This window comes from Sulfoacidibacillus ferrooxidans, assembly GCF_022606465.1.
Taxonomy (GTDB): domain Bacteria; phylum Bacillota; class Bacilli; order Alicyclobacillales; family SLC66; genus Sulfoacidibacillus; species Sulfoacidibacillus ferrooxidans.
The window spans coordinates 184,133-209,982 of record NZ_JALBUF010000003.1; the positions used below are offsets into that span (position 1 = coordinate 184,133).

Sequence of the window (25,850 nt, forward strand, 5' to 3'; positions counted from 1 at the left end):
TTAGCGTCCTCGACTACGTTTAAACGAACGTCGATCACTGCGCAAAGTATCAATACTGTCAAGGGCCTTCCCAGTCCCAATTGCAACACAATCTAGAGGATTATCTGCCACTATGACAGGCATCCCTGTTTCAGATGATAGATGCCTGTCCAAATTACGCAAAAGGGCACCTCCACCAGTAAGAACAATCCCACGATCCATAATATCTGCTGCTAGTTCTGGTGGAGATTTTTCTAAAGTTACTTTAACGGCCTCCAAAATACTCATGACCGTATCAGATAATGCTATTGCCATCTCTCCTGCAGTAATCGTCACAGTTTTAGGCAAACCACTAATTAAATCTCTTCCACGAATATCTACTTCCTCGCCTGAGTCAATGACCAGCGCCGAACCTATTGAAATTTTTAATTCTTCTGCTGTCCGTTCGCCAATCATTAAATTATAGTTTCGTTTAATATGGTTCATAATGGCTTCATCCATCTCATCACCAGCAATTCGGATGGATCGACTTGTGACAATACCACCAAGAGAGATAATCGCTACCTCCGTTGTACCACCACCAATGTCAACGACCATGCTACCGGTAGGTTCACCTACCGGTAGACCTGCCCCGATCGCAGCTGCCATCGGTTCTTCAATGGTTGCCGCTTCACGCGCACCTGCCTGAACCGTTGCATCAAGTACAGCGCGATTTTCCACAGCCGTAATTCCTGATGGCACACAAACGATTACGCGTGGTTTACCAGCAAATACAGATTTTTTCTTTAACGCTTGACGAATAAAGTATTTAAGCATCGTTGTTGTCGTGTCGTAATCAGCAATAACACCATCTTTCATTGGACGCACAGCCACTATATTACCTGGGGTTCGTCCAATCATGCGTTTTGCCTCTTCTCCAACTGCACGAATGGCACCTGTATCTGTTCGCAAAGCGACAACAGAAGGCTCTCGTACAACAATCCCGCGTCCTTTCATATAGACCAAAGTATTCGCTGTTCCTAAATCAATTCCCATGTCACGCAAGTTTCCAAACATCGATTTGCCTACACCCTTTCATATATTCAGCCAAGCAATGAATGAGAGTCGCTAAAATGACCTCTTTCTCGCAAGCTTATATACCTTTTATCACCAATCACAATGTGATCTAGCACTTCTACACCAAGTATAGTTCCCGCTGCTACGAGTCTCTTTGTAACATCAATATCCTCTTGACTTGGCGTAGGATCACCACTTGGATGATTATGCGCACATATAATAGCTGCGGCACTACGTTTAACAGCTGTCTTGAAGATTTCTCTAGGATGCACGATCGATGCGTTTAACGACCCAATCGAAACTACCTCTTCCCCTAAAATTTGATGTTTTGTATCTAAATGGATGGTAACAAAATGTTCTTTACGAAGAAATCGCAACTTTTCCATCAGATATCCTGCCGCATCTTGAGGTGACGTAATTTTTTGTGCAGGAGCACCCACAGAGATATGCAGTCGCCGACCTAGTTCGATAGCTGCCAAAATAGTCACCGCTTTTGCTACACCCACACCAGATACCTGCCTCAATTCGCTCACTTGGACATCCAGCAGTTCACGCAACCCACCAACGTGGCTAAGTACGCGCTCTCCCACAGCAATCGCCGATTCCCCACGCGTGCCCGTGCCAAGGACTAAAGCGAGTAACTCTGATGTTGACAGCGTCTCAGCCCCAGCCTGCAGTAAACGCTCACGCGGTCTTTCTTCGATTGGCAATTCAGCCATAAGTGTACCACGTTCCGGCCGCTGGCGCTCTACCAATTGTAATCATCCTCGCAATCCGCATCAAGATGCTCTTCAAATAATTAAAATATATACCCACTTGCAACTAGTAACCGTGATGTTAACTCTAAAGGTAGACCGACTACTGCATAATAGTCACCTTCAATCCATTCAATCCATCTTGCTCCCTTACCCTGAATAGCATATGCCCCAGCCTTATCAAGCGGCTCCCTAGATGCTATATACTGAAGCATGTCAGACTCTGTGAGAGAAGACATCTTCACCTTTACTTTGCGGAACCCGGACTGTACTTCAAACGTCCTAGAATTTAGTACTGCTACACCTGAGAACACTTCGTGTTCACGCCCTTGTAAAGCATGTAACATGTCCAATGCAGCCGCATCATCTTTAGGTTTTCCATACACTTGCTGATCACAGACAACAACTGTATCAGCACCAATCACCCATGCGTGTGGGACTTGCTCTGCTACTGCACGTGCTTTTTCAACTGCCAGACGAACCACATTCGATGACACTGATGTGTCTTTGTTAAATGTTTCGTCAATCGGAATACTATACACACGATGTAAAACACCCAACAACTGTAAAAGCTCTGTGCGTCTTGGTGAACTTGACGCGAGCACGACTTCTGTTAACATAATCATTCACCTTTTCTCACACGCAGATCTAATTGGTAAGATGCCCCACGAGATACTTGTTTATATGTTTATTTTTAAAAAATCGAATGACCCGTAATACTGTCTAATGACTTACCTTACTTTTTATTAAGTATATCATCTGCATATAAGCTGCCCACTCCAGATTCGTCAAAAAGTTTTCAATTGGCTCTATGGAAACATGTATTACGTAATTTTCTGCGCAGCTAACAAAGCTTTAACTAAGAGAACCTTCCCAATATCACTATTTGGATTCAAGATATCATTGACATGATCTACAGCCATGCTCACAGCAGAATGATAAGCTAGAATATTTGTACCCATTCCGCCTAATTGTGCAATCGATGAATGAAGACTACTAGCTAAGTTTGAACTTTGAGTGATCCAAGAATTTAAATCTTTCACTTGATACTGCGAATTCTCTGCGATTAACGCTTGTAAAATATCGGTATCTAAAACAACCAAAGTTTCTATTTGCGACAATACTTGCACACCAATCGCAGAGTGAGTACTAGAGGGAAGTGAATACATTTGTTCACTGATAGTATACGGCTGAACATAAAAAGGAACTTCAGCACGAGTTAACCAAGCATTAAATGACACATCACCAGATTTTCGTAATACTGGACCTAATAATAAGTGATAGGGTGCAGTCTCAGATATACATGCATCCACTCCACTATTAGAGACATCATGCAATGCAGATTGCGCCTCACCGAGCGTAGAAAATACCCCATCCTCGTACATCAGTGTCGTTATTGCAGGAACAATAATTGCGTGTTGTGAAAGGGCAGTTTCAACAATTTTTGCATTCCCCATTTGAACTTGTAAACCATTTGTCTGCATAACATTCGTTTTGGATGTCCCTTCAAGAGATAAATGATTTTCACTTGGTACAAGAAACAAAAAAAAGTGTAATACAGTAATCAATACTGCCCCAAGAGTTACACCCACTGACAATGCTGCAAATGCAATTTCCCGTAAAGATAATCTTTGTTTTTGAATGGATACCCGCCGTCGATAGTACCATTTTCTTTTTGCATGAAATCTATTTCCGGTGTTGATAGGCCATGACAAGTCACTTGCGCTAGCCAATTCGCGCGCATGATGTATCGTATCTCTTACATGTTTATCTACGGTAGGGGCCTGTGTCAATTCAGATTGCACGTTCACTAGTTTAGACGAATCTGCAGCGGAATTCTTCTTGTCTAAAGCATCTACCCGTTCTCTCATCTCTCCTGTTGCGGGATCCCTCTCAAAGCTCCATTTGTACGTCAAACCTATCACCCTACTTGTCCTATTTTTATCCTAGTAGGAAGATATGAATCAACGATCAAATCTATGAGCTCTACTTGAATGACGTATAGACTGTAATACTTTGTTCACGAGATTTCTTCTTCTTTGTTTATCTATTGTCTCATATGCTATATGGACAATCCCAAGGAGGTGATCAGTATGCTCTCTTCGCCATTTTTTACGTTTTCAACTGTTTTTGTCATCGCTTTTGCAATGCCTATTTTTGCATTATTAATACCCAAACTAAGAATACCCACAGCTATCTTAGAAATCATCTGTGGCATTCTAGTTGGTCGAGGCGGATTTCATCTTGTACTTCCACCTGATTGGATGAAAGTAGTGACGAAAGTTGGCTTGCTTTATTTGATGTTTCTTGCTGGTTTAGAGATCCGTATTCCTATTAAAAAAAAGAAAACAAAAACGATCGACTCCACTTTATTACCTGAAAAGAGTGGAAGTAAAACTTTAGCTGTAGCAGTTGTTAATTTTCTTGCGACAGCGGCGTTAGCTTTAGCTGCTGGACACATTTTATGGCAATTAGGCTTAACAAAAAATCCACTTCTCACATCTTTAATATTTGCTACTACCTCACTTGGTGTCGTCGTACCCATCTTAAAAGAAACGGAGTTAATCGAAAAGCCGCTAGGTCAAACACTTCTCATATCTGCACTTGTAGCAGACTTTATCACCGTTTTTTTAGCATCTGCTGTTCTAAAAAGTCCCACACGCCCAGAAGGAGATTTGCGTTTACAAATGCTAGTGCTCCTTGTTCTCGGTGCAACCATTTATTTTGTTGGGTTATATGCACTAAAAAAAATCAACCTGCGTCAAAGAATTGTTCGCGTTTCACAGTTAGGGGTTCGAGCAGCGCTCGCTATCATGGCTATCTGTGGAGCAGTAGCCATGGCACTACACGCCGAGATTATTCTTGGGGGATTCGTCGGTGGTCTCGTATGCTCACTCCTTGCCCAGGATGAGCATGAAGTACTTAGAGGAAAACTTGAGATATTGGGTTACTCCCTATTTTTACCGATGTTTTTTGTAACTGTAGGCATGGAACTTGATCTCAGCCACGTTCACTTTGATTCAGTACTGACACAACTACCTCTTTATGTAACCCTTGCCTTCTTAGTAAAAATAGGTGCTGCAGCAGCTTTTCGTCCCATATATTCTTGGCGCGAAACGATCTCTGGAGGTATATTGATGTCAACTCGTTTTACACTTGTTATAGCGGTAACAACTGTCGCCTCACGCATAGGTATGATCAACGGCACAGAAGAGGGCGTACTCATTTCTACTGCTATGGTTACTGTGTTACTCGCACCATTTATATTTAGTATGATGTCTCAACCACGTCTTCTGTCGCCTAAATTAAATGAGTAATGACATGATCTTTTAACTCATCTGCATACCAAAATGCTTTCCTTGCCAAATACATTGCGCGAGAAAGTATTTTGGTAATTGCAATGATGTTATAAGTTACTTACACTAGAAACTGCTGCCAATAGGTTTTTTTCTGTAATACGTCCATGAGAAGTATTCCATACGGGATTTCCTTTATTCATCAATATGACTTGAGGAGATGCATGTGGCACATGAAAAACATCTGCCAGTTGCAGTGAAAGAGGTCGCGATTCGATGACCTTCACTAAATATATGGGAAGCTCCCCTCTTTGATCAAAACGGACAACTTCTCGATAAGCTCCCGCACTAATGGGACAGGTTGTACTATGCTTAAATAGCAAATATGGAGTCATTACATGACTAACTTGCTCTTGCCATTCATTCTCTGTTGAAACTTCAATCATGTACTCATTACCTCCTAACATCTAGACTTATTATACCATATACACATATAAAGAGGAGCACATGGCTCCCCTTTGTCTTACGGCGCTGTCTTCTCCCTGTGTTTAACCCCTTATCCAATCAAAACATTTCGGCGCTATGAATTACATCACGATGACTGCCCTAGTATGTAAACCTGAACCATCTGGCGTCCGAAATCAATTGCTTGGCTAACAGAGTTAAAGCACAAGTCGATGCGATACCCCTGAATCGCACTACCTGTGTCATTCGCTACAGCATAACCATATCCTGGTATATAAAGTTTCGTCCCCAAAGGGATAATACTTGGATCGACCGCTACATCACCATACCCTGCTGGGGCACCTGTGGCAGTAAATCCGCCTGGATTAGAATAAGCTGTCGCTACGACAGTAAGTACTTCATTTGCGACGAGCGATGCATCACTTCTCGACATCACGGGAGCTTGTGGGGCCGTTCCCACGTCAATTATTTCTTTGATCGGTCTAAGTAGTATTTTTTGTGATTGACGCGTGCGAACCAGCTTCCCGTTTACGTAATTCTTGCGCGTAGTGAGTTCCATCAAGCCATTATCACCTGCACGAGCGACCACATCATCTCCAACAGGGTATTGACTTGATGACTCGCGTTCCACCACGTAGGGAATACTTTCCTTGCGAGTCTCTATTATAGTCTGCATCTTAGTGATGGTGATGTTCATACCGTCTTTAATCTTTTCATCAAGCGAAACATTCAACTTGTCGTATCTTGACAAGTGTACATTGGACTGCTCAAAAAATTCTTTGACTGTACTAGCGAGTGTATGAACAAGAATCGGAGCTCGCCCGTCATCTTTAAAAATCACACGCTTCGCTTTTTGCACGACGATCTTCATATCGTTTTGAAGTAGTGTCGTCCTTGCTGGTTCAACCAAATCATAATCTGTGATATGAATGCCTTCCTGGGCTAAAAACTGGGACACCGTTTCCCCAGCGTAAGTACCTTCTGTCAGTACACGTCCATTCATCACTATATCTACAGACTTATATGATGCCATACCTGTCGTCAATCCAAACGCTATGAGCGCCGCAAACGACACCATGAGACCATACTTGGTTCGGCGGAACTTATGCACTTAACCACCTCTTTTCACGTATAAACCTTACGGAAAAGGGGCAAAGCACCAGACAGCGCCTACTGCCTATCAAACTAGAAAGTAGTATAACACTCATCCCATATTGTGCAATGGGCACAAATGGAAATTGATCGTCCATCTCACTCTGGACTGTAAGAATCGCATACAGGGCAGATGCTTCTTCTTACTTAACATTATGCACAATTACATATATACAGACCATAGCATGCAGTAAATTGTATATCCCCTACAAGTAGATAAACCAAATATAAAAAATAAAAAATCGTTCTCATTCACTTTAGTAAAAAAATGATAGATACCAATGAATGATAGGAGATCCATAGAGATGAATACACACAGCCGAAAATCCAATATATGGTCCAAAGGCGATCATTCCATTCTTGTGTATTCGTCCCTTAACGATTAACCCTATACCAATGACCGCTCCTAATAATGACGAAATAATAAGCGTTAAAATAGTTTGCGCAATCCCACCATATAATCCTACAAATAAAAATAATTTAGCATCCCCAAATCCCATGCCTCCATGACTCAAAACAACAATGAAAAAAATACTTAGAAATCCCAATAATGCGCCAATCGCATAAGTCCATTGTCCAAATGGATGTATAAATATGCGGCCCAAAAGTAGTAATGCAATACTTGGTAAAAGGATGACATTTGGCAATTGATAGGAACGATAATCAATCACTGATAAGACAATAAACACACTCCCAGCAAACAGCGCAATAAAGTACTCCTCAGTTTCCCCCGAATTTCCACCATGTACATAAAAAAAGAAGAACCGTAATGATTGGTATAATTACGGTTGATAAAACGAATGTACGCTCCATTTGTAACACCCATCTTTCATTTAAAAAATCCTGTCATTTCTGTATCTACTACTACATATTACTTTTTGTAGAAAGTACATGTAATTGATCGATTTCAGTTTGCGAAATTACCCCAGCTTGCACCAACTGATGCAGGCACATGTCCATTGTTTGCATGCCATATAAACTTCCGGTTTGTATCATGCTACGAATTTGATGGACTTTTTGAAGGCGAATTAAATTGGCTACAGCAGGCGTATTAACAAGAATTTCAGTAGCTAACACACGCTCATCCCCAGTTATGGAAGGAATTAATCTTTGCGAAATTACACCAATCAATACACTTGCTAACTGTGTTCTAATCTGTTGATGTTGCACAGCTGGAAACACATCGATCATACGTTCAATCGATTGTGGCGCATCTGGAGTGTGCAATGTAGCGAGTACTAAGTGTCCCGTCTCAGCAGCAGTAATTGCAATGGCAACCGTTTCTAAATCCCTCATTTCACCGACAAGCAATATATCTGGATCTTGACGCAAAGCAGCGCGTAATCCCTGCGCAAATGACATCGTATCGATCCCCACTTCCCGCTGATCGATAATAGAGCACATGTGACTATGCATATATTCAATAGGATCCTCAAGTGTAATAATGTGACGATATTGCGACAGATTAATATGGTTAATGAAGGCTGCAAGTGTTGTCGACTTACCAGTACCAGTGGGTCCTGTAACAAGTAACAATCCTTGCTTTTGATCAGCAAAGTTTCGAATACATGAAGGCAAACCAAGACCATCCATAGAAGGTACATCCATTGAAATAAATCTCGTTGCAATACTGTATCGACCACGTTGTCTAAATGCATTTATTCTAAATCTTGCAATAGTAGTTATGCTATACGAAAAATCAATTTCACCATGAGTCACTAAGTGATCCCATTGCTTCGTAGTAAGTAAATTTTTAACCATACTCTCCATTTCTTGTGCTTGAAGAGGTTCACCCGTTCCCCTTCGCAATTGACCTGCAATTCTATACACTGGAGGTACACCTACAGTTAAGTGAACATCCGATGCATGCTGATTCACTGCGCATTCCAAAATATCATTGATAGGTTCCATCACTAGCCACCTTTGCCATACGATTATTGCTAATAATTGAAGCTGTTCGACAACTTGATGCATATTCCTTCTTACAATAATGAATAAAAAAAACGCCCCTCAAAGGAGCGTTACCAAGTAAAATGGAGCAACTTAAACATATCCAACAAGAAACCAAGCAATCATTCGCTGCTCTATAAAATAAAACATTTCTCTATATTTGGTTAGCTAATGACATTTTTGACTCTAACCATACTGAAAATTCTTTTGCAACTTTCCAAATGTCTCCTGCGCCCATTGTCAATACTAAATCACCTGGTTGCACGATTTCTTGCAAATACATCAGGATTTCTGCGTTATTAGGAATAAATGTAGCCGTCGAATTACTATTTACTCTTACCATCTCTGCTAATCGTGAAGAATTGACACCAGCAATTGGTTGTTCTCCGGCTGGTGAATAAATTGTTGCAATCACTACTTCTTGTGCTTCAGAAAAGGCATGTGTAAAATCATCAAATAGGTGGTATGTCCGCGTATAGCGTTGCGGTTGAAAAACAGCAATAATGCGTTTACCTGTCGCTTTTGCTGCTGTAATAATCGCCTTAATTTCAGTTGGATGATGAGCATAATCATCCACCACCATAATACCACCATGATCGTAATGGACTTGAAAACGACGTAAAGCACCACGAAAAAGTTTCATGGCATCGCGAATCACAGGAAAAGAAACTCCCACTTCTAATGCTACCAGCATAGCCCCAAGCGCGTTGGATATATTGTGATAACCAGGTACTTGAAGTTCAATAACGCCTAAGTATTCCCCATCCAAATAAATATCTGAACGCGAGCCACGACCATCAAAGTGAACGTTATTTGCAATTAAATTAGCTTCGTATCCACGTACAGAATAGGTCTTTCTGTGACAAGAAGCTCCTGCCAAAATAGACTGTGCTTCTACTTCATCAGCACATGAGATAAGTAATCCTTCTTCTGGTATCCGATCTGCAAATTGTTGATACGCTTTCTTTAATTGATCAAATTCTCCACCATAATGCTCCAAGTGATCAGCCTCGATATTGGTAATAACAGCAATTGCTGGTTCATAATTAAGAAATGAACCATCGCTCTCATCTGCCTCAGCAATCACATATTGTCCCGCTCCGGCTTTAGCACCCGTATCAAGATTGGCAACGACACCTCCAACAAGAAATGTCGGATCAAGACCTGCTCGTTCTAATATCCAAGCCACCATCGATGTCGTGGTCGTTTTTCCATGTGCACCAGCGATAGCAATGCCGACGCCTGCTTGCATGAGTTGCGCCAGCATCTCAGAGCGATGCAGCACAGGGATCTTTAGATCGTGCGCCGCTAGTAATTCTACATTGTCAGCAGAAACTGCGGTAGTGTAGACTACTGCGTCTGCGCCTGCAACATGTGCCGCATCGTGCCCCTCATATACAGTTGCACCAAGCTCGATCAATCGCCGCGTATAATCGTGCAACGCAACGTCAGACCCTGACACACGATAGCCTCTTTCCAGCAGAATACTTGCGATCGCACTCATGCCGGCACCGCCAATTCCAATAAAATGAACATGCGGCACCGACGCTTTATCCAACTGTCCAACTGCCATTGCTTCTCCACCTCTCGCACTTACTGTAATTAACTTTGCAAAAATGTCATCTTTGCTTCCGCCACTGTGTATAGTGATCCCATGATACACAGTGCAACCGCTTTTTGGTTCGCTATAGATACTCCACGCTGCACGGCCTGTGAAACATCTTCCACAAGTTCTACAGGGACCTCTCCCGCATAGTTACGCACAAATGAAGCCAATACTTCTGTAGGTGTAGATCTTTGCACTGCAGGTTTAGTAACGATTACATAACTGCTCTTTGGCACAATGGCACGCGACATACCATCCATATCTTTATCACTCAAAACCCCCATTACCAACACATAGCGAGAAATAGATAAATCCTCTAAAGCTCGCGCCATGGCTACCGCACCAGCTTTGTTATGAGCCCCATCAAGTATGACAACGGGATCTTTGTGAATCACTTCAAGTCGTCCTGGCCAAACTGCTGTTTTCAATCCAACACGAATAGCCTGCTCACTGATGGTGTAACCTTTTGTTGATAATACCTCCATGAGTCCAAGCGCGACACCTGCATTACTTACTTGATGGATACCTAACATATTTAAACGTAACCCAAGCCAATCATGAAAGCGACCCATATAACTAAACCTTTGTCCAGCAAGATCATAGACGTATTCTGGTACTACACGAATCGTATTGTGTAACATCCAAACATCACTATGCTGTTTTTTTGCAACCTGCTGAATCACATCTAGGGCATCATGTTGCGCACCTGTAACAACTGGAACGTTGCTTTTTATAATACCAGATTTATCAAAAGCAATCTCGCGCACATTTTTTCCCAAAATCTCAGTGTGATCTAAATCGACATTGGTAATAGCACAAACTTCTGGTAACACTACATTAGTTGCATCAAAACGACCGCCAAGACCTGCTTCTAGCACAACCAAGTCTACTTTTCTAGAAAGAAAAAACAGAAATGCAATGGCTGTTATAATCTCAAATTCAGTAGGTTCAAGTTCTTTGTTTCCAGCTACTGTGTCTGCAATAAGCTGTACCTGTTTAGTCAACGCAATTAACTCACTAGCAGTAATGGCCACCCCATTCACACTCATCCGTTCAGCAAAGGCCGTAAGATACGGTGAAGTATAGAGACCTACACGATAACCAGCTGCTTGTAGCATGGATGCTGCATACACACACGTTGAACCTTTTCCATTGGTACCAGCCACATGTATAAAACGGAGTTGCTTCTCGGGAGATCCAAGATGTTGCAATAAATACGCGATTCGCTGTAACCCCGGCTTCATACCGAATCGTGCGCGTGATTGAATATAAGCTATTGCAGATTGTTCTTCAAGAGATAGACCCATGTTTCTACCATCCTATTCTGTAGGCTGTGTGTTTGACACCGCTACAATCCGCTCTAGCTCGGCCACTATTTTTTCTAGTTGCTCCATGTATCCTTGCAATTTCTCCCGTTCCTTTTGCACAATGGCATCAGGTGCTTTTGCTACAAATGATTCATTGTTTAGTTTCCCTTGCAAGCGACTCACTTCAAACTCCAATTGCTTTTTCTCTTCTGTCAATCGCTTTTGTTCTGCGGCAAGATCGACTAACCCTTCAAGCGAAACAATAATCTCCACGTCAGCTAGCACACTTGTGATGCGCTCTTCCGGTAACTGCACATCTTGTGCAATCAATAAACTTTGCGGATTACAAAGTCTAACGAGATACGGTGCAGCCACTTGTAACATCTCAACACGATCTGCTTTGGGTCTCAGGATCATGTCTATTTTTTTACTTGGTGCGATATTTTTTTCATGACGCAATGCGCGCACAGCTCGAACGACATCCATCACCATCATCATATCAGTAAACGCTTTGTAATCAACCAATGCCTCAGATCCATCAGGCCATGATGCGCGCATAATCGTTTCTCCATCATGCGGTAATGCCTGCCAAATCTCTTCTGTAACAAATGGCATGAAGGGATGCAATAAGCGAAGTGCATGATCCAATACAAACACGAGCGTACCTTGAGTCGCGGCTTTTTGTTCATTTTGCTCATCATAAAGACTGACTTTCGCCAATTCGATATACCAATCACAAAAATCATTCCAAATAAATTCATAAATCGTTTTTCCAGCTTCAGCAAATTGATAGCTCTCTAGTTCTTGGGTCACTTGTTCTGAAGTCTCTTGTAAGCGATGTAAGATATAGCGATCCGCCAGACTACGGTCTGCAACAGTGGGAAGTTGCGGTTTACTCTCGCTATCGATATTCATCAGCACAAAACGAGATGCATTCCAAATTTTTGTTACTAATGCCTGCGCTGATTCCACTCTTTCTAAATAAAATCTCATATCTTGGCCCAGTGTTGCCCCAGTGACCAACATAAAACGAAGAGCATCTGCGCTATATTTTTCAATCACGTCCATTGGATCAATGCCATTCCCGAGGCTTTTTGAGAACTTTCTACCTTGATCATCGCGCACTAACCCGTGCATTAAAACGTGTTCAAACGGAGGTATTCCAGTAAACGAAAGTGACATAAAGATCATTCGAGCAACCCAGAAATAGATAATATCGAATCCTGTCGAGAGTACTTGAGTAGGAAAATACCTAGCGAGATCACCCGTTTCATCATCCGGCCAACCCATGGTTGAAAATGGCCATAATGCAGAAGAAAACCACGTATCTAAGACATCTTCATCTTGCGATATCTGATGACTACCACAGTGACTACAGACGTGTACGTCATCTCGACTCACGGTTGTTCCACCGCAATTTGCGCAATAAAATGCGGGAATGCGATGCCCCCACCACAACTGCCGAGAAATACACCAATCGCGAATATGTTCAAGCCAGTGACTATAGATCTTAGCAAAGCGGTCTGGAATAAATTGAGTTTCACCAGATGCAACCACTTCTTTTGCAGGAATCGCAAGCGGTTCCATCTTCACAAACCATTGTGTACTAAGCCACGGTTCTACTACCGTTCCACAGCGCTCACAATGCCCTACCGAATGATCATGCTCTTCGTGCGTTAGCAGTCCTTGTTCCATTAGTTCTGCAACTACTTGTGTACGTGCCTCATAGCGATCAAGCGTAGCAAATTTACCAGCGTACTCATTTAATTTACCATCTTTCGTCATGACATTCATGGCTTGAAGATGATGTCTTTGACCCACTTCAAAGTCATTTGGATCATGCGCTGGAGTGATTTTAACAGCGCCTGTACCAAACTCCGGATCTACATACTCATCCGAGATAACAGGAATTTCCCGTTCAACAAAAGGTAAGCGCAAATACTTACCTACCACCGAACGATAACGATCATCATCGGGATGAACAGCAACTGCCACATCGCCAAATAACGTTTCAGGCCGAGTAGTAGCTATCACTAAAGAACCTGATCCATCCGTAAATGGATACGTTATATGGTATAACGTTCCTTTAGTTTCTTCGTATTCCACCTCGATATCAGAAAGGGCAGTCCCACACCTTGGACACCAATTGATAATATAATTCCCTCGGTAAATCAACCCTTTTTCATAAAACGTTACAAAAACTTCGCGAACCGCTTTGGAGAGACCAGGATCCATCGTGAAACGTTCCCGCGACCAGTCACAGGAAGCACCTAACCGACGAATTTGCGAGCGGATAACTTCTGCATATTGTTCTTTCCACTCCCACACTCGTTTAACAAATTCCTCACGGCCTATATCATGACGCGATAAACCATCATTTTTACTAAGCTGTGCCTCTACTCGTGTCTGCGTGGCAATACCCGCATGATCTGTACCTGGTAGCCACAACGCATCATAGCCTTGCATTCTACGCATACGAATCAATAAATCTTGAATCGTGTTGTCTAGTGCATGGCCAAGATGCAAAACTCCAGTCACATTTGGCGGTGGCATAACAATCGTAAACGGTTTTTTCTTTTGATCTCCAGTCGCCTCAAAAAAACCTTGGTCCATCCACCACTGATACAATCGATTCTCTATTTCTTCGGCATGATACGCCCCAAGGGGTGTTGTTTGACTCGACTTTTGCTCATTTTGTTCAGTCATCAATCATTCCTCCTACCTTTTATTCCATTCATAAAAAATCCTCTCGTCCATGAAGGACGAAAGGATAAACTTCCGCGGTACCACCTTACATTTTGCACACATCAATAGTGCGCAACACTCGAAGCGATAAGGGATCTACCCGCAACCTTGTCATCTTACTAAAGAGGAACCGACCTTCCACACACATCAGCCAAGGGGATCTCAGACAAAGCCCCTCTCTCTGTCGACTTCTAGTGCATGTACTCCTGTTCAGGTTGCTTGATTATTCAATTCCGAAAATAATTTCCCTCATTATACGTATTGGATTGCAACACTGTCAAACTTCACATTATTTCTTTTTTTTATTATAGCGATGCACTCGAACGGTGTGTCCAGAGTCTTCTTGTTTAGGTGCTCGCAAACGCTGCTTTTTGGGATAATGTTTTTCCAACTTTGGCGTTTCCGCCTCACGTTTAGCTTCTATTTTTAGACGTCGTTTTTCAGTCCAATCAGATAGCACGACAGACAACCAGGAGATACCAACTGACATAATAAGAAACTGCAAAATACTCGTCCCAAATATAGCCCAGTGGTTGGTGAATCTATCTGTAGCAAATAACAAAAGTAATAGCATTGCAACAATCCCGCTTAATGCACCTGTAATGCTCCCTTGCCAGATGCGCAGCGTCTTTGTTCGTGGAACCACAAAATAAGGTGCCATGACCATTGGAAGCCCTACACCCATTGAAATACTGTTAATAGCGGAGCCTTTTTCGATATATCCTATACCAGCGCCAATGGCACCTACTACAAGCGCAGTATATAAAATCACCTTAAAGCGCCAACCTTCAGGCGGAGGAACTAAAGTACTTAATGTTTTCGCAGTTGACGTTTTGTCTGACACACACTCACCCATTTCACGTTCATTACATCTACTATACCATGCATCACCCGCTTGAGAAAATGGATAGATAGGCGCAATTGCAAAAAAAAGCACCCAAACCATAGAGTGCGCATATGATGTCGTACACTCTTGTGTTGGTTGCGTATAACTCTATGGTCAACAAGCAAGGAAACGGAGGATCAACGATGCCAAATTTTTTTATGGCACTTGCACGTTTTGCAAAAGTTATTCTACTAGGATGTATTTTTTTAACAATGCTTCAAATGTTGTTTTTCCCCTCCATTATTAATTTGATGATATTAGCAGGCCTTATTCTTGTTCTAGTCACTTTCTTTCTCGGTACTCCCTAAACTAGGCGGTTGGTTCATCGTCGGACGCCAAAGACCAGCCGATTCAGGTGATATCCTGGTCGCACTTTCAGCGTTTGCTGTAAGATGCTTTTTTACCACACTTTTAGTTGTGAAAATGTGATTATTAGTAAGATCCTCTTCATCGCGAACACATGATGCTTCAAACTCAATATTTTGTTTCCCATATTTTTTAAAAAAATCGTGCAATGGTATCGGACTTGGCTCGTCCTCTACTATACTTCCAAAGAGGTGACGACGAAGAGCTAATCGAGCCACATCCATGTCACAAGCATCTTCAAATACATCTATAAAATCTTCTATGTCCCAATCCCTGCGTTGCTCGTAGTACCACTGCAGCACTTGAATGATTGCAGATGGAAAACTAAGGAGTACTTCAAGTAAGCTCCACTCTTTTTGTGAGATCGGTCGTATGGCTTCGTACTTGGCCAGTGCACGCTGACATAAATCTATATCAAAAGATTGTTGTGCACCATAGCGCTGTAAAAAATGTGCAAGATCTAACATTTGTGATCCTTCATACAGATGATCGTGATCCAATACAAACAGACCATCTTTAGACTTCACTAAGTTTTTCCGAACAAAGCTCCCATGACATAACGTTCCGCTACTCACAGCTTCTTGCGTGATTTGTTCGTATGGAATAAGCAGCAATTTAGCAAGAGAAACGCCGATCTGCTGATCGACATCCTCTCGGATAGCAAGAAAGCGTTCATCTAATTCTGTTGGTTCTTCACGGTCTAACGCATATTCTCGATAGATTTCGAGTTTAGCACGAGCTACACTCCATTCGTACGTCACATCAATACGTCTTGGTTGATAGAGTATCCCATGATTCACTTTTGCACTAGCATGCCATTCGGCAAGGGTTGCAAATGCCTCTATAAACTCCTCTGGCGATTCAAAATCTGGTATCCTTCCAGTTACTTGTGATAGCGCATAATAATATCCTGTTTCATGAATCACATACGGATCTCCATATTTAGTCCGCAAGAAGCGCAAAACTCTTGCACCTCTTGCGGCCAGCCCTTCAACAGCCTCAAAAATTGCTTGTACATGCATGGGAGTTGGTACCACCACACGTTTCATATAAATAACTTGACGCTCAGTCATAATGCGCAATGCCCCACCCACGATACTCGCTTTTCGTGGATAAAACTCATACTCTCGTAAAACCTCAACGTCAATTCCATACTTCTCACATACAGACTTAACGTCGTCTACAGTAAAGTCTCGCAATGTACTCCCCTCCCTAGGGTTTTCCACTGTCCATACGTAGAGCATGAAATAGACGCGTCCGCCACACAGATTCAAAACGACGTTCACTATGCATATAGCTATTGGCGACATCAATTACTGAAAATGGATACCCCACCACGCTAATCACTCTTTTTTCAAACTCTGCATCAGTTACTCTTGCTTTTCTGTAGTGTTCTAGTACATGTGGAATTTCTTCACTTAATCCATGCTCATATAACGAACGACAAAGCGACATGACATCCATTTCCGGATCACCAATAGACACTTCATCAAATCCTAGTGTCGCCATGCGTCCAAGATCAGTAAAAGCGACACTGCTCGCATCATAATGCACTAAAATCATGCGATCTGCTTTTGTTCGTACCTGATCATCAATACCTGCTGCTTTAGCCAATGCATAGTTGCGGTGCGCTCGTTCACGCACCGCAGAAAGATTGGATAGTAATAAAACGGAAAATGGCGTTGTTCGCTCATTTTTACAAATCACTTCTACTCGCTCTAACTGATTTATCCCATTTTCCAACATATTACTGACGTGAGGAAGAACAGGAACCGAAACAGGCCGCACTGCTATATCTGACAACGCACTGTGTACATGGGCTAGATTCTCTGTTACTTCACGCAGATATTTTGGTACTTCTACTTCTTGAAAACGCAAGTGATCTGATACCGTACAGATATACCCATCGACAGACATGAATGAGTCACCATAGATAGTGCGAATATGTCTTGGTGTCCGTCTAATCCCCCGAATTGCGAGTGCATCCAATACCTGTCCGCGCACTTGCACTTGCACTTGATCCCGCTCTACGCGCATTAATTTTTGCCCATAGTTTGTATGCAGTAAACAGGCGTCTGGTCTTATCCACTGCCAATCATGTACGCGCATAGGGTAGTGTGGTATCACCGCATGAAGAATACTCTCATACTCCATTCGCTGAATCACCCTCTCGTACTCCATACGATTCATTATTGGGATGCATCGGGAATGTACAGCAGTGCACCTGCAATGGATCCTTCAAGTGCAATGTCATTGACGCGCATTAAGTCAGCAACACTTACATGATAAAGCGACGATATATCTTCAAGCGTTTCAGCATCGTGTACAATTCTAAATTTCATCGTACATTTAGCATCACCTGCAGGAATATTCATGGTTTTCCAAAACCATTCTGCTGCAGACATCTCCACTTCATCTTCCGGAACAGCAGTATAGGACATTTGCAAAGGCGACTTACCGTCACTATCACCTTGCACACTTAATCCGGCATGAATACCACTAATTTTCTGTTTTTCCACATCAACAGCAGTTACTTCTGCTTCTAAAGAAAAAGCAATCTCACCTTTATCCTGCGGTGCGACAGGTGCAGTTGGAGGCGCTGCTGATTCTACAGGTGTCGGCACCAACTCCTGCGGAGTAAGTACAGGTGGTGTTACAACCACTTCTGGAGTTTCAGGAATATTTCCTTCCGAACGCGAAAACACAGCTTTTGCAGAGTCACTATGATTTTCAATTCTAACTTCTTCGGCACTCTCTACATCTGCATTTTCAAAATGAAAATGCAGCGATGATTGGTAATCTGTCCTTGTTTCATCACTAAAAGAAAAGACATCAGACTTGCTGCTTTTACTATCCAGTTCTGGGGATTGACCAGTTTTGAAAGGTTGGGCAGGTTTGTGCACAACATCTGAATCAAACGAGTTTGAGGGCTCACCGGAAAGTGCTCGGTCAGCACCCTGCAAATCCATTTTCCATTTTTCTTTTGATTTGTCTACATCAGATAAATCAGCAATATGTTGTCCTTGTGACTCTTTATCACTACGTGCAATCAGTTCTTCTTTTTTTTCACTTGTAGGTTTGGATAATTCCGTGATCTCAAATGGTTTTAACCAGTCACTGAGTGAAAATTCTTTTTCAGGCACTTTTTCCTCTACTTGTGCCACAAAAGGAGAAGTCATCTTTTGATCTGCAGGCAAAGATTGCGCTACACTCGTTCCTTGCGAAGCAACGTATTGAGGTGGTTCCTTTGCTTCTTGTGCTCCAAAATGAGCTACATACCCCCCAGTAGGGGATAGACCTTCAACAACTAAAAAAGCTTGGACATTTGTCCATCCAGGTCCTAAAATTCGAATTGTCGCATCAGGAATTTGCACTTGAACATTAAGCAACCCTTTTGGTTGAAAGGCAACGGGAACTTTTAAGTCGAAAGGCATGCGGTGTTGAACGTTCTCAACGTCATTTGTTTGCTTCGAGGAGGCATTATTCATTTTGACTTGATTGTCAAGGTAAGCAGTAAATAAGATATTCCCTTCCAGAAATAAATCATCACCGCGATATTCAAACGTAGTTACTTCAGTATGGGCAGATAATTCTTCTACTTGTTCATTACCATGTACCGCATCCATAAATACCTGTTGATCAATAAATAACTCAATCGCCTGTCGCGCTTCTTGCTCAGCCAACATAATCCCCCCTGCTAGTGCCATATGCCTCTCCCAAACCATACGTCAGAATCTGCCGAGTTATGCCTGACATAGGAAGAAGAATGAGTCATAAGGTCTTAACGAAAAGGGGGAATCACTATGCTTGGTGCGGTATTTTTGATGAAACAAATACAGTCAATACAACACCAATGAGCGCAGTTGCACATACAAACCAAAAAGCTTGATCGATACCTGCTGCAAGTGCATGAGTCAAAAAGTGCAATTGTGAAGATCCTAACTTGACACGTGCAGATGGGTCTAATAAAACATTTGTCACATCCAGTGTAACAGGATGATGAACTCCTAGACCATCTTTCATACGAATATGATGAGCAATTACACTATCCATGACGCTTCCTAATACAGCAACCCATAACGAACTCCCTAACGTTCGTGCAAACATATTGACACCAGTGGATACACCTCGTTGTTCATAAGGGACAGCTGTCTGTACAAGAAGGAGCGAGGTTGTAGACGACAATCCAAGACCAAATCCAAATAATGCCGTTCCCAAAGCCAGCCACCATGGACTTGAGTTTGGCGTTAACAAGAATGGATAGAGAACTGTTGCACCAAATGTAACAATTAATCCTAACATAAAGGAAAATCGATAGCCGCGCGATAAGATCAATTTACCAGAAAGACTGGCTGCAATGGGCCATCCTACTGATAATGAGGCAATCGTTAGGCCAGCGACCACTGCGCTCGTACCGAGAACTCCCTGCGCAAATGTCGGAGTAAAAGAAGAAATCCCATATGTAATGCCTCCAATAATTAAAGCGATCCCATTTGCAAGGGCGACATTGCGCTCTGTTAATAAATACAATGGCAATATCGGTTCAGGTGCTACTTTCTGTCGAGCTATAAATAAAACAGTAAACAGAATAAATACAACAAAAGCTACGATACTTTGCCAAGAAGTCCACGCCCAAACGACACCACCTTGAACGAGTCCGAGAATCAGCGCTGCCGTGCCAATCACGAGTGTCAAAGATCCTATATAGTCAATGGCATGCTTTTTATGTGTAATTTCTTCTCGATGAAACATATAGATCCCAAGCCAAGTGACAAAACCAATCGGAACATTGATCCAAAAAATCCACGGCCAACCGATCGTCTGTACAATGAATCCGCCAAGTGTTGGTCCAACGATCGAAGCTAACGCCCATACACTACTAATATATCCTTGAACGCGCGCGCGTTCACGTAACGGATAGATATCGCCTACAATTGTGGACGCAACCGGTTGTACCGCTCCCGCACCCATTCCCTGCACTGCACGCGAAATAATCAACATAGTCATGGAATGAGAAAAACCACAGAGAAGGCTACCAAGTAAAAAAATCAAAATTCCAATACTAAAGACGCGTTTCCTCCCCCATACATCAGACAGACGTCCATAGATCGGAATCGATGCAACTTGTGCCAATAAAAACAGCGAAAATACCCAAGCAAAAAGAGCAAATCCACCTAAATCTCCAATAATCGTCGGCATTGCAGTAGCGACGATCGTCCCCTCCATAGCTGATAAAAACATTGCCACTAGTAGAGAGGCAAGTACAAATCGCCGCCGGCGTATATCCACCCTATGTCCTCCTCTTGGCCAGTACTTGCATGACATCATCCATTGCCGCGAGTGTCTGATCTACCTGCTCATCAGAATGGGCAAGTGATACAAAACCCGATTCTAATTGAGATGGAGCAAAGTAAAAACCACGCTCAAGCATCTCATGAAAGTATTCACGATACATCTGTGCATCTGCCTGTTTTGCAGAGTCATAATCTACAATTGGTTCACTAGCAAAAAAGGTACCATACATCGCACCAATGGCATGTCCTTGCACTGGAATATGCGCACGTTTCCCTGCATTTAGAAACCCTTGTACTAACCGTTTCGAGACACTTTCTAAACGCTCATAAGCTCCTGGTACCTGCAAAAGTTTCACTGTTGCAAGCCCAGCTGCCATTGCAAGTGGATTACCCGATAATGTACCCGCTTGATAAATAGGACCAGATGGTGCTACTTGCTCCATAATCTCACGTTTACCGCCATACACCCCAACTGGCAATCCTCCACCAATCACTTTTCCAAGTGTAGTTAGATCTGGATCGATGCCAAATTTCCCTTGAGCTCCGCCATAGCTTACGCGAAACCCAGTCATGACCTCATCAAAAATCAACAGAGTATCATAGGCGAGGGTAAGATCTCTCACAGCTTGCAAAAAGCCACCTTGTGGAAGAACAAGACCCATGTTGCCAGCAACAGGTTCAATAATCACTGCCGCAATATCGTCTCCGTACTCCTCAAATAACATCCGCAAGCGGTCGATATCATTATAGGGTGCGGTCAATGTCAACTCCGCAATGGAACTTGGGACACCTGGTGAATCTGGTAATCCAAATGTAGCAACACCAGAACCTGCACGAATTAATAAACTATCTGCATGGCCATGGTAACAACCAGTAAATTTCACAATTCGTGAACGTCCAGTATAGCCTCGTGCAACGCGCAACGCGCTCATTGTAGCTTCCGTTCCTGAACTCACCATGCGCACCAATTCCATCGATGGATACGCTTGCTTCAACTCTTCTGCAAGCTGTGTTTCAATTTCCGTTGGCGCACCAAAGCTCGTCCCACGTGTTGCTTGATCAGTAATAGCCTTCACTACGTCAGGGTGTGCATGTCCTGCAATCAATGGACCCCACGACAATAGATAATCCACATAGCGGCGCCCATCAATATCATAAACATATGCGCCTTCGCCACGCTCGATAAAAGGCGGTATACCACCTACTGCTTGAAAAGCACGAACAGGACTATTGACGCCACCTGGCAAAGACTGCTTTGCCCGTTCAAATGCGGCGAGAGATTTTGCACCTGTATGCTTCGTGTTAGGAATCATTGTATGTTCTTCAGTCACTGACATCACACTCCGTTGACTATGATCACATGTCACGCAAATAACGCGCTACATCTTTTGCAAAATAACTAATAATAATTTCTGCACCGGCACGCTTAAATCCAGTCATCATCTCCATAACCACTGCACGCTCATCGATCCATCCTTGAAGCGCAGCTGCCTTAACCATCGCATACTCACCACTCACGTTATACGCTGCAAGCGGTAGATCAAAAGAATCTTTCACTGCCCGAATCACATCCATATACGCCATGGCAGGTTTAACCATAAGAATATCGGCACCTTCCGTCACGTCAGAGCGGGCTTCACGGATGGCTTCACGCACATTAGCAGGATCCATCTGATAGGTGCGACGATCGCCAAACGCAGGTGCAGAGTGTGCAGCCTCACGAAAAGGACCATAAAATGCTGAAGCATATTTCACGGCGTACGACATAATAGGAGTCTGCACATATCCTGCCTCATCGAGCTTGGCACGAATCGCCGCCACTCGCCCGTCCATCATATCAGAAGGCGCTACAAGATCGGCTCCTGCCTGAACATGCGATAGAGCTGTTTGTGCCAGTAAAACAAGTGACTCATCATTTAAAATTTGGTCACCATGTACAAGTCCACAATGACCAGCCGGATTATATTGGCACAGACACACATCAGTAGCAACTAACATATGTGGATTTTCACTTTTAACAACCTGAATAGCCTGTTGTACAATACCATTTTCCGCATAAGCCTCAGAGCTCACATCATCTTTTACTGCAGGAATTCCAAAGATCATCATCGACGGTACTCCAAGCTCACTTAATACATTGGTTTCACGTCGAAGTTCTTGTAAACTTAAGTGGTCAACACCTGGCATGGAGAGAATAGGATGTCTCCCATCATCATGCGTCACAAAAAGAGGATACATGAAATCTGATGCAAGTACGCGTGTTTCTCTAACCATCCCCCGTAAAACGGAGTGATTGCGCAAACGACGATGCCGATCAAAATGCAATTCCATCATAAGGTCCCCCAATTCACAACCATCTTATCGAAAACAAACTGCCACTTGTTAAGCCTAGCTTACTAAAAATCAGATGCTCATGCAAAATGACGACCTAAAGCTATCATCAAATCGGCTCCTGTTGCATTCTTTGCGACCACTTGACAAGGTAGACCTTGTTGAAGCATTACATCTCGCGTGTTAGGGCCAACTGCGCCAAACACAACATGATTGAAATTGGCTCCTTCAATCGGCTTCTCCCTAGCAAAAACTTCTACTGCAGAACCACTTAAAAATGTGACTGCATCGAGGATCCCAAGTTCAATATCGCCCCATAAATGTGCTGCTTCTTTCCCCGGAACAGTATCATATCCAATGCAGTCCATCACATCGCAATTGAGCGCCCTCAATTCTGAAGCGAGCAACGTGTCTGCTAGATTGCCACGCACGATTAACACGCGTCGATCGTGCCATCCGTTTTCTCTAACAAGATCCACAAGATACTGTGCCGCATAACGACTGGGCGTGCCAACAACGGTCATTTGTCCTTTTTTTGCTATTTTAGCTGTTTTTTCCCCTACACATATCGCCTTTGGCATTGGGAATGGGTTAATCAGTTTTTCACGCGCATCAAGGTATGCGCGTACACCATTTACACTTGTAAAAATCACAAAATCCACTGGCCTGGAAACGGCTTCATACAGTTTTGGATCATGTGTACGCAAATGAATGTCAAGTAGCGGGTAGCAATTCGCCTGCCCACCTAAGTCCCTGATTTGTTGTACCATTTCTTCACTTTGCGACAATGGTCTGGTAATAGCGACAACTTTACCAAATAGTGGACCCATGAGTGATTACCTCGTCTCAATGGCAAGTTGTTGTAAAATCCGATCACCACCTGCATAAAGCAAGTGCTCTCCTAGTTGCTGCCCAACACGCTGTGCATCTTCGCCTTCCTGTACACCGCGGATAAGTTCTGCACCGTCAGGTGCGCCTATCATGCCATCGAGTCGTATCACTACATTACGTTCACCATCTGCTTCTATTGAACCATCCTTGTAAGCTATCGTAGCATATGCACCAATTGGAACCTGACAGCTACCGCCAACTGCTTTCAAAAAGGCGCGCTCTGCTTCCACCTGCATGGCTGTCGCAGGGTCGTGTAAAACTGCAAGCATAGCGCGTATCGTTTCATCATTTGATCGACATTCTAGTGCAAGAGCACCTTGTCCAACCGCAGGCAAAAAGTCTTGTAGAGGCAATGGAAATCCAATTAACTTGTCCCCATGATAGGATATATCCGCTTCACCATCCCACCAGTTCATTCGCTTAAGCCCTGCTGCTGCCAAAACGATCGCATCTAGTTCTTCTAAACGTCGCAACCTCGTGTCAATATTGCCACGCAATACTTCAATTTGAACATCTTCTCGCACATTTCGTAATTGCGCACTTCGACGCAAAGAACTCGTGCCAATACGCGCTCCAATCGGCAACATACGCAGCGTATGACCTTCGCGAGTAATTAATAAATCCCTTTCATCTTCACGTTTAGGTATCGCCCCAATCATCAGACCAGGTGCCACTTCTGCTGGTACATCCTTAAGACTATGCACAGCAAAATCAATATCACCAGAAAGTAAAGTAGATTCAATTTCTGAAATAAATAGTCCTTTACCACCGACTTCAGCTAAAGGGATATCAATGATTCGATCACCTTTTGTTACAATTTCTTTCACTTCAATAATTAAGTCAGGAAACTCCTTCTGTAAAGCTGTAACGACATGACCGGTTTGTGTTTTAGCCAAAAGACTTCTTCTCGTGCCAACTACAATAGAGCGCATGTTACAACCCCCTTACCAGCGATGAAAATCAGAAGCCAATTCACCAACCACCAAAAAATTAATTAAAACAACGAAAAAGCACGATAAGTTTACCCATGCAGCAATACGACCTGTAATCCAACCGCCACTCCTTGCATAAGCATAAAAGCCATATAGTAGAACAAGAAAAAAAGCACCTATGGGCTTAGGATCGAATAAAACCACATGGCCACTCAACAAAAAATACCAAAGTGCTCCAAGTATCATACCTAACAGCAAGAGCGGAAGACCAATAACAGCACTCCGATAGGCATATACATCTAACCTCTCAAGCGGTGGGAGACGCCGAAAAGAACCACTTTGAAATCGTTTCAAGCGAAGAGCAGAATCTTCTAGCACATAGAGTAAACTAAACATGAAGGATAAAGTAAAAGCAATATAGCTTAGCAATGCCACACCAATATGGAGAAGCAGCAAATCATGTTGACCATATGTGGCTTCAAGCGATTGACTATGAACAAAAGCATCAAAAATAGCAAATATAAATCCTAAAATGTTCATGAACAGCGTAAAATAATCAATCGCAGAAAAATAATTGACGATTAAGGATACAGTGATAAGTAGCCAAGCAAATAAAACAATAACTTGACCAGAAGAAAAAAACACCAACGGACGATCAAAGATCATGCGTCCACCCATGATCATGGTAACTACTATCCACACAAGCGAAAGCATTGCTAGACCAAGGCGACTAGCAATGCGATTATCATGTAAAAAATCCAGGTAAAACAAGATAATACTCACTGCATACAAACCGATCATGAGCAGATAAGCCATCGATGAATGTAAAAATGCCATTT

General features: G+C 42.8%; 22 protein-coding genes. 1 reads left to right on the top strand and 21 read right to left on the bottom strand.

Going from position 1 to position 25,850, the window contains the following annotated elements:
* The 4 genes from MM817_RS07205 to MM817_RS07220 form a co-directional block, all read right to left on the bottom strand.
* Entirely contained in the window at positions 1-1,035 is a 1,035-nt protein-coding gene (locus MM817_RS07205; RefSeq protein ID WP_241713108.1) for a rod shape-determining protein, read from the bottom strand.
* Between the two features lie 26 nt (positions 1,036-1,061).
* Entirely contained in the window at positions 1,062-1,754 is a 693-nt protein-coding gene (radC, locus tag MM817_RS07210) for a RadC family protein (protein ID WP_241713322.1), read from the bottom strand.
* A gap of 80 nt (positions 1,755-1,834) precedes the next feature.
* On the bottom strand, positions 1,835-2,410 hold the full coding sequence (locus tag MM817_RS07215) for a Maf family protein (RefSeq protein ID WP_241713110.1): 576 nt from the start codon (positions 2,408-2,410) through the stop codon (positions 1,835-1,837).
* Positions 2,411-2,614: 204 nt separating this feature from the next.
* Positions 2,615-3,661: a hypothetical protein gene (locus MM817_RS07220; RefSeq protein WP_241713112.1), complete on the bottom strand. Its 1,047-nt coding sequence runs from the start codon at positions 3,659-3,661 to the stop codon at positions 2,615-2,617.
* A 222-nt stretch (positions 3,662-3,883) separates the two neighbouring features.
* Between MM817_RS07220 and MM817_RS07225 the strand changes: the two genes are divergently transcribed.
* The gene (locus tag MM817_RS07225; RefSeq protein ID WP_241713113.1) at positions 3,884-5,107 is read left to right on the top strand and encodes a cation:proton antiporter; all 1,224 of its coding nucleotides are present in this window, start codon (positions 3,884-3,886) and stop codon (positions 5,105-5,107) included.
* An 89-nt stretch (positions 5,108-5,196) separates the two neighbouring features.
* Here the strand turns inward: MM817_RS07225 and ytxJ are convergent, their stop codons facing one another.
* From ytxJ to ccsA, 17 genes are all read right to left on the bottom strand, one after another.
* Positions 5,197-5,532: a bacillithiol system redox-active protein YtxJ gene (ytxJ, locus tag MM817_RS07230; RefSeq protein WP_241713115.1), complete on the bottom strand. Its 336-nt coding sequence runs from the start codon at positions 5,530-5,532 to the stop codon at positions 5,197-5,199.
* 146 nt (positions 5,533-5,678) lie between these two features.
* Positions 5,679-6,662 carry a 3D domain-containing protein gene (locus MM817_RS07235; RefSeq protein ID WP_241713125.1) on the bottom strand — a complete coding sequence of 328 codons (984 nt, stop codon included), beginning with the start codon at positions 6,660-6,662 and terminating at the stop codon, positions 5,679-5,681.
* Between the two features lie 298 nt (positions 6,663-6,960).
* Complete coding sequence (locus MM817_RS07240; protein WP_241713127.1) at positions 6,961-7,392, bottom strand: prepilin peptidase; 432 nt, start codon at positions 7,390-7,392, stop codon at positions 6,961-6,963.
* Between the two features lie 175 nt (positions 7,393-7,567).
* Positions 7,568-8,614 carry a type IV pilus twitching motility protein PilT gene (locus MM817_RS07245; protein ID WP_241713129.1) on the bottom strand — a complete coding sequence of 349 codons (1,047 nt, stop codon included), beginning with the start codon at positions 8,612-8,614 and terminating at the stop codon, positions 7,568-7,570.
* Between the two features lie 193 nt (positions 8,615-8,807).
* Positions 8,808-10,226, bottom strand: a complete 1,419-nt coding sequence (gene murC, locus MM817_RS07250; protein ID WP_241713131.1) for a UDP-N-acetylmuramate--L-alanine ligase — start codon at positions 10,224-10,226, stop codon at positions 8,808-8,810.
* Positions 10,227-10,255: 29 nt separating this feature from the next.
* Positions 10,256-11,566 carry a bifunctional folylpolyglutamate synthase/dihydrofolate synthase gene (locus tag MM817_RS07255; RefSeq protein WP_241713134.1) on the bottom strand — a complete coding sequence of 437 codons (1,311 nt, stop codon included), beginning with the start codon at positions 11,564-11,566 and terminating at the stop codon, positions 10,256-10,258.
* 12 nt (positions 11,567-11,578) lie between these two features.
* Entirely contained in the window at positions 11,579-14,272 is a 2,694-nt protein-coding gene (locus tag MM817_RS07260) for a valine--tRNA ligase (protein WP_241713143.1), read from the bottom strand.
* 328 nt (positions 14,273-14,600) lie between these two features.
* Positions 14,601-15,155: a hypothetical protein gene (locus tag MM817_RS07265; protein ID WP_241713144.1), complete on the bottom strand. Its 555-nt coding sequence runs from the start codon at positions 15,153-15,155 to the stop codon at positions 14,601-14,603.
* Positions 15,156-15,475: 320 nt separating this feature from the next.
* Positions 15,476-16,762: a hypothetical protein gene (locus MM817_RS07270; RefSeq protein ID WP_241713146.1), complete on the bottom strand. Its 1,287-nt coding sequence runs from the start codon at positions 16,760-16,762 to the stop codon at positions 15,476-15,478.
* Between the two features lie 13 nt (positions 16,763-16,775).
* Positions 16,776-17,729, bottom strand: a complete 954-nt coding sequence (locus tag MM817_RS07275) for a hypothetical protein (RefSeq protein WP_241713148.1) — start codon at positions 17,727-17,729, stop codon at positions 16,776-16,778.
* Between the two features lie 23 nt (positions 17,730-17,752).
* Positions 17,753-19,246: a hypothetical protein gene (locus MM817_RS07280; RefSeq protein WP_241713150.1), complete on the bottom strand. Its 1,494-nt coding sequence runs from the start codon at positions 19,244-19,246 to the stop codon at positions 17,753-17,755.
* A 118-nt stretch (positions 19,247-19,364) separates the two neighbouring features.
* Entirely contained in the window at positions 19,365-20,852 is a 1,488-nt protein-coding gene (locus tag MM817_RS07285; RefSeq protein ID WP_241713152.1) for an MDR family MFS transporter, read from the bottom strand.
* A 1-nt stretch (position 20,853) separates the two neighbouring features.
* A complete protein-coding gene (hemL, locus tag MM817_RS07290) occupies positions 20,854-22,170 on the bottom strand; it encodes a glutamate-1-semialdehyde 2,1-aminomutase (protein ID WP_241713324.1) in 1,317 nt (438 codons plus the stop codon).
* Between the two features lie 43 nt (positions 22,171-22,213).
* Positions 22,214-23,188, bottom strand: coding sequence for a porphobilinogen synthase (gene hemB / locus MM817_RS07295; protein ID WP_241713154.1), 975 nt, complete (start codon positions 23,186-23,188; stop codon positions 22,214-22,216).
* An 80-nt stretch (positions 23,189-23,268) separates the two neighbouring features.
* Positions 23,269-24,018 (bottom strand): uroporphyrinogen-III synthase, encoded by a 750-nt coding sequence (locus MM817_RS07300; protein WP_241713156.1) that lies wholly within the window; start codon positions 24,016-24,018, stop codon positions 23,269-23,271.
* A 6-nt stretch (positions 24,019-24,024) separates the two neighbouring features.
* The gene (gene hemC / locus MM817_RS07305; RefSeq protein WP_241713164.1) at positions 24,025-25,011 is read right to left on the bottom strand and encodes a hydroxymethylbilane synthase; all 987 of its coding nucleotides are present in this window, start codon (positions 25,009-25,011) and stop codon (positions 24,025-24,027) included.
* A gap of 12 nt (positions 25,012-25,023) precedes the next feature.
* Positions 25,024-25,848: a cytochrome c biogenesis protein CcsA gene (ccsA, locus tag MM817_RS07310; RefSeq protein WP_241713166.1), complete on the bottom strand. Its 825-nt coding sequence runs from the start codon at positions 25,846-25,848 to the stop codon at positions 25,024-25,026.
* Between the last annotated feature and the right edge of the window lie 2 nt (positions 25,849-25,850).

Excerpts from the sequence above, each read along its gene's own strand:
- MM817_RS07205 (WP_241713108.1), bottom strand. The coding sequence starts at position 1,035 with ATGTTTGGAAACTTGCGTGACATGGGAATTGATTTAGGAACAGCGAAT.
- radC (WP_241713322.1), bottom strand. The coding sequence starts at position 1,754 with ATGGCTGAATTGCCAATCGAAGAAAGACCGCGTGAGCGTTTACTGCAG.
- MM817_RS07215 (WP_241713110.1), bottom strand. The coding sequence starts at position 2,410 with ATGTTAACAGAAGTCGTGCTCGCGTCAAGTTCACCAAGACGCACAGAG.
- MM817_RS07220 (WP_241713112.1), bottom strand. The coding sequence starts at position 3,661 with ATGAGAGAACGGGTAGATGCTTTAGACAAGAAGAATTCCGCTGCAGAT.
- MM817_RS07225 (WP_241713113.1), top strand. The coding sequence starts at position 3,884 with ATGCTCTCTTCGCCATTTTTTACGTTTTCAACTGTTTTTGTCATCGCT.
- ytxJ (WP_241713115.1), bottom strand. The coding sequence starts at position 5,532 with ATGATTGAAGTTTCAACAGAGAATGAATGGCAAGAGCAAGTTAGTCAT.
- MM817_RS07245 (WP_241713129.1), bottom strand. The coding sequence starts at position 8,614 with ATGGAACCTATCAATGATATTTTGGAATGCGCAGTGAATCAGCATGCA.
- murC (WP_241713131.1), bottom strand. The coding sequence starts at position 10,226 with ATGGCAGTTGGACAGTTGGATAAAGCGTCGGTGCCGCATGTTCATTTT.
- MM817_RS07255 (WP_241713134.1), bottom strand. The coding sequence starts at position 11,566 with ATGGGTCTATCTCTTGAAGAACAATCTGCAATAGCTTATATTCAATCA.
- MM817_RS07260 (WP_241713143.1), bottom strand. The coding sequence starts at position 14,272 with ATGACTGAACAAAATGAGCAAAAGTCGAGTCAAACAACACCCCTTGGG.
- hemL (WP_241713324.1), bottom strand. The coding sequence starts at position 22,170 with ATGATTCCTAACACGAAGCATACAGGTGCAAAATCTCTCGCCGCATTT.
- hemB (WP_241713154.1), bottom strand. The coding sequence starts at position 23,188 with ATGGAATTGCATTTTGATCGGCATCGTCGTTTGCGCAATCACTCCGTT.
- MM817_RS07300 (WP_241713156.1), bottom strand. The coding sequence starts at position 24,018 with ATGGGTCCACTATTTGGTAAAGTTGTCGCTATTACCAGACCATTGTCG.
- hemC (WP_241713164.1), bottom strand. The coding sequence starts at position 25,011 with ATGCGCTCTATTGTAGTTGGCACGAGAAGAAGTCTTTTGGCTAAAACA.
- ccsA (WP_241713166.1), bottom strand. The coding sequence starts at position 25,848 with ATGGCATTTTTACATTCATCGATGGCTTATCTGCTCATGATCGGTTTG.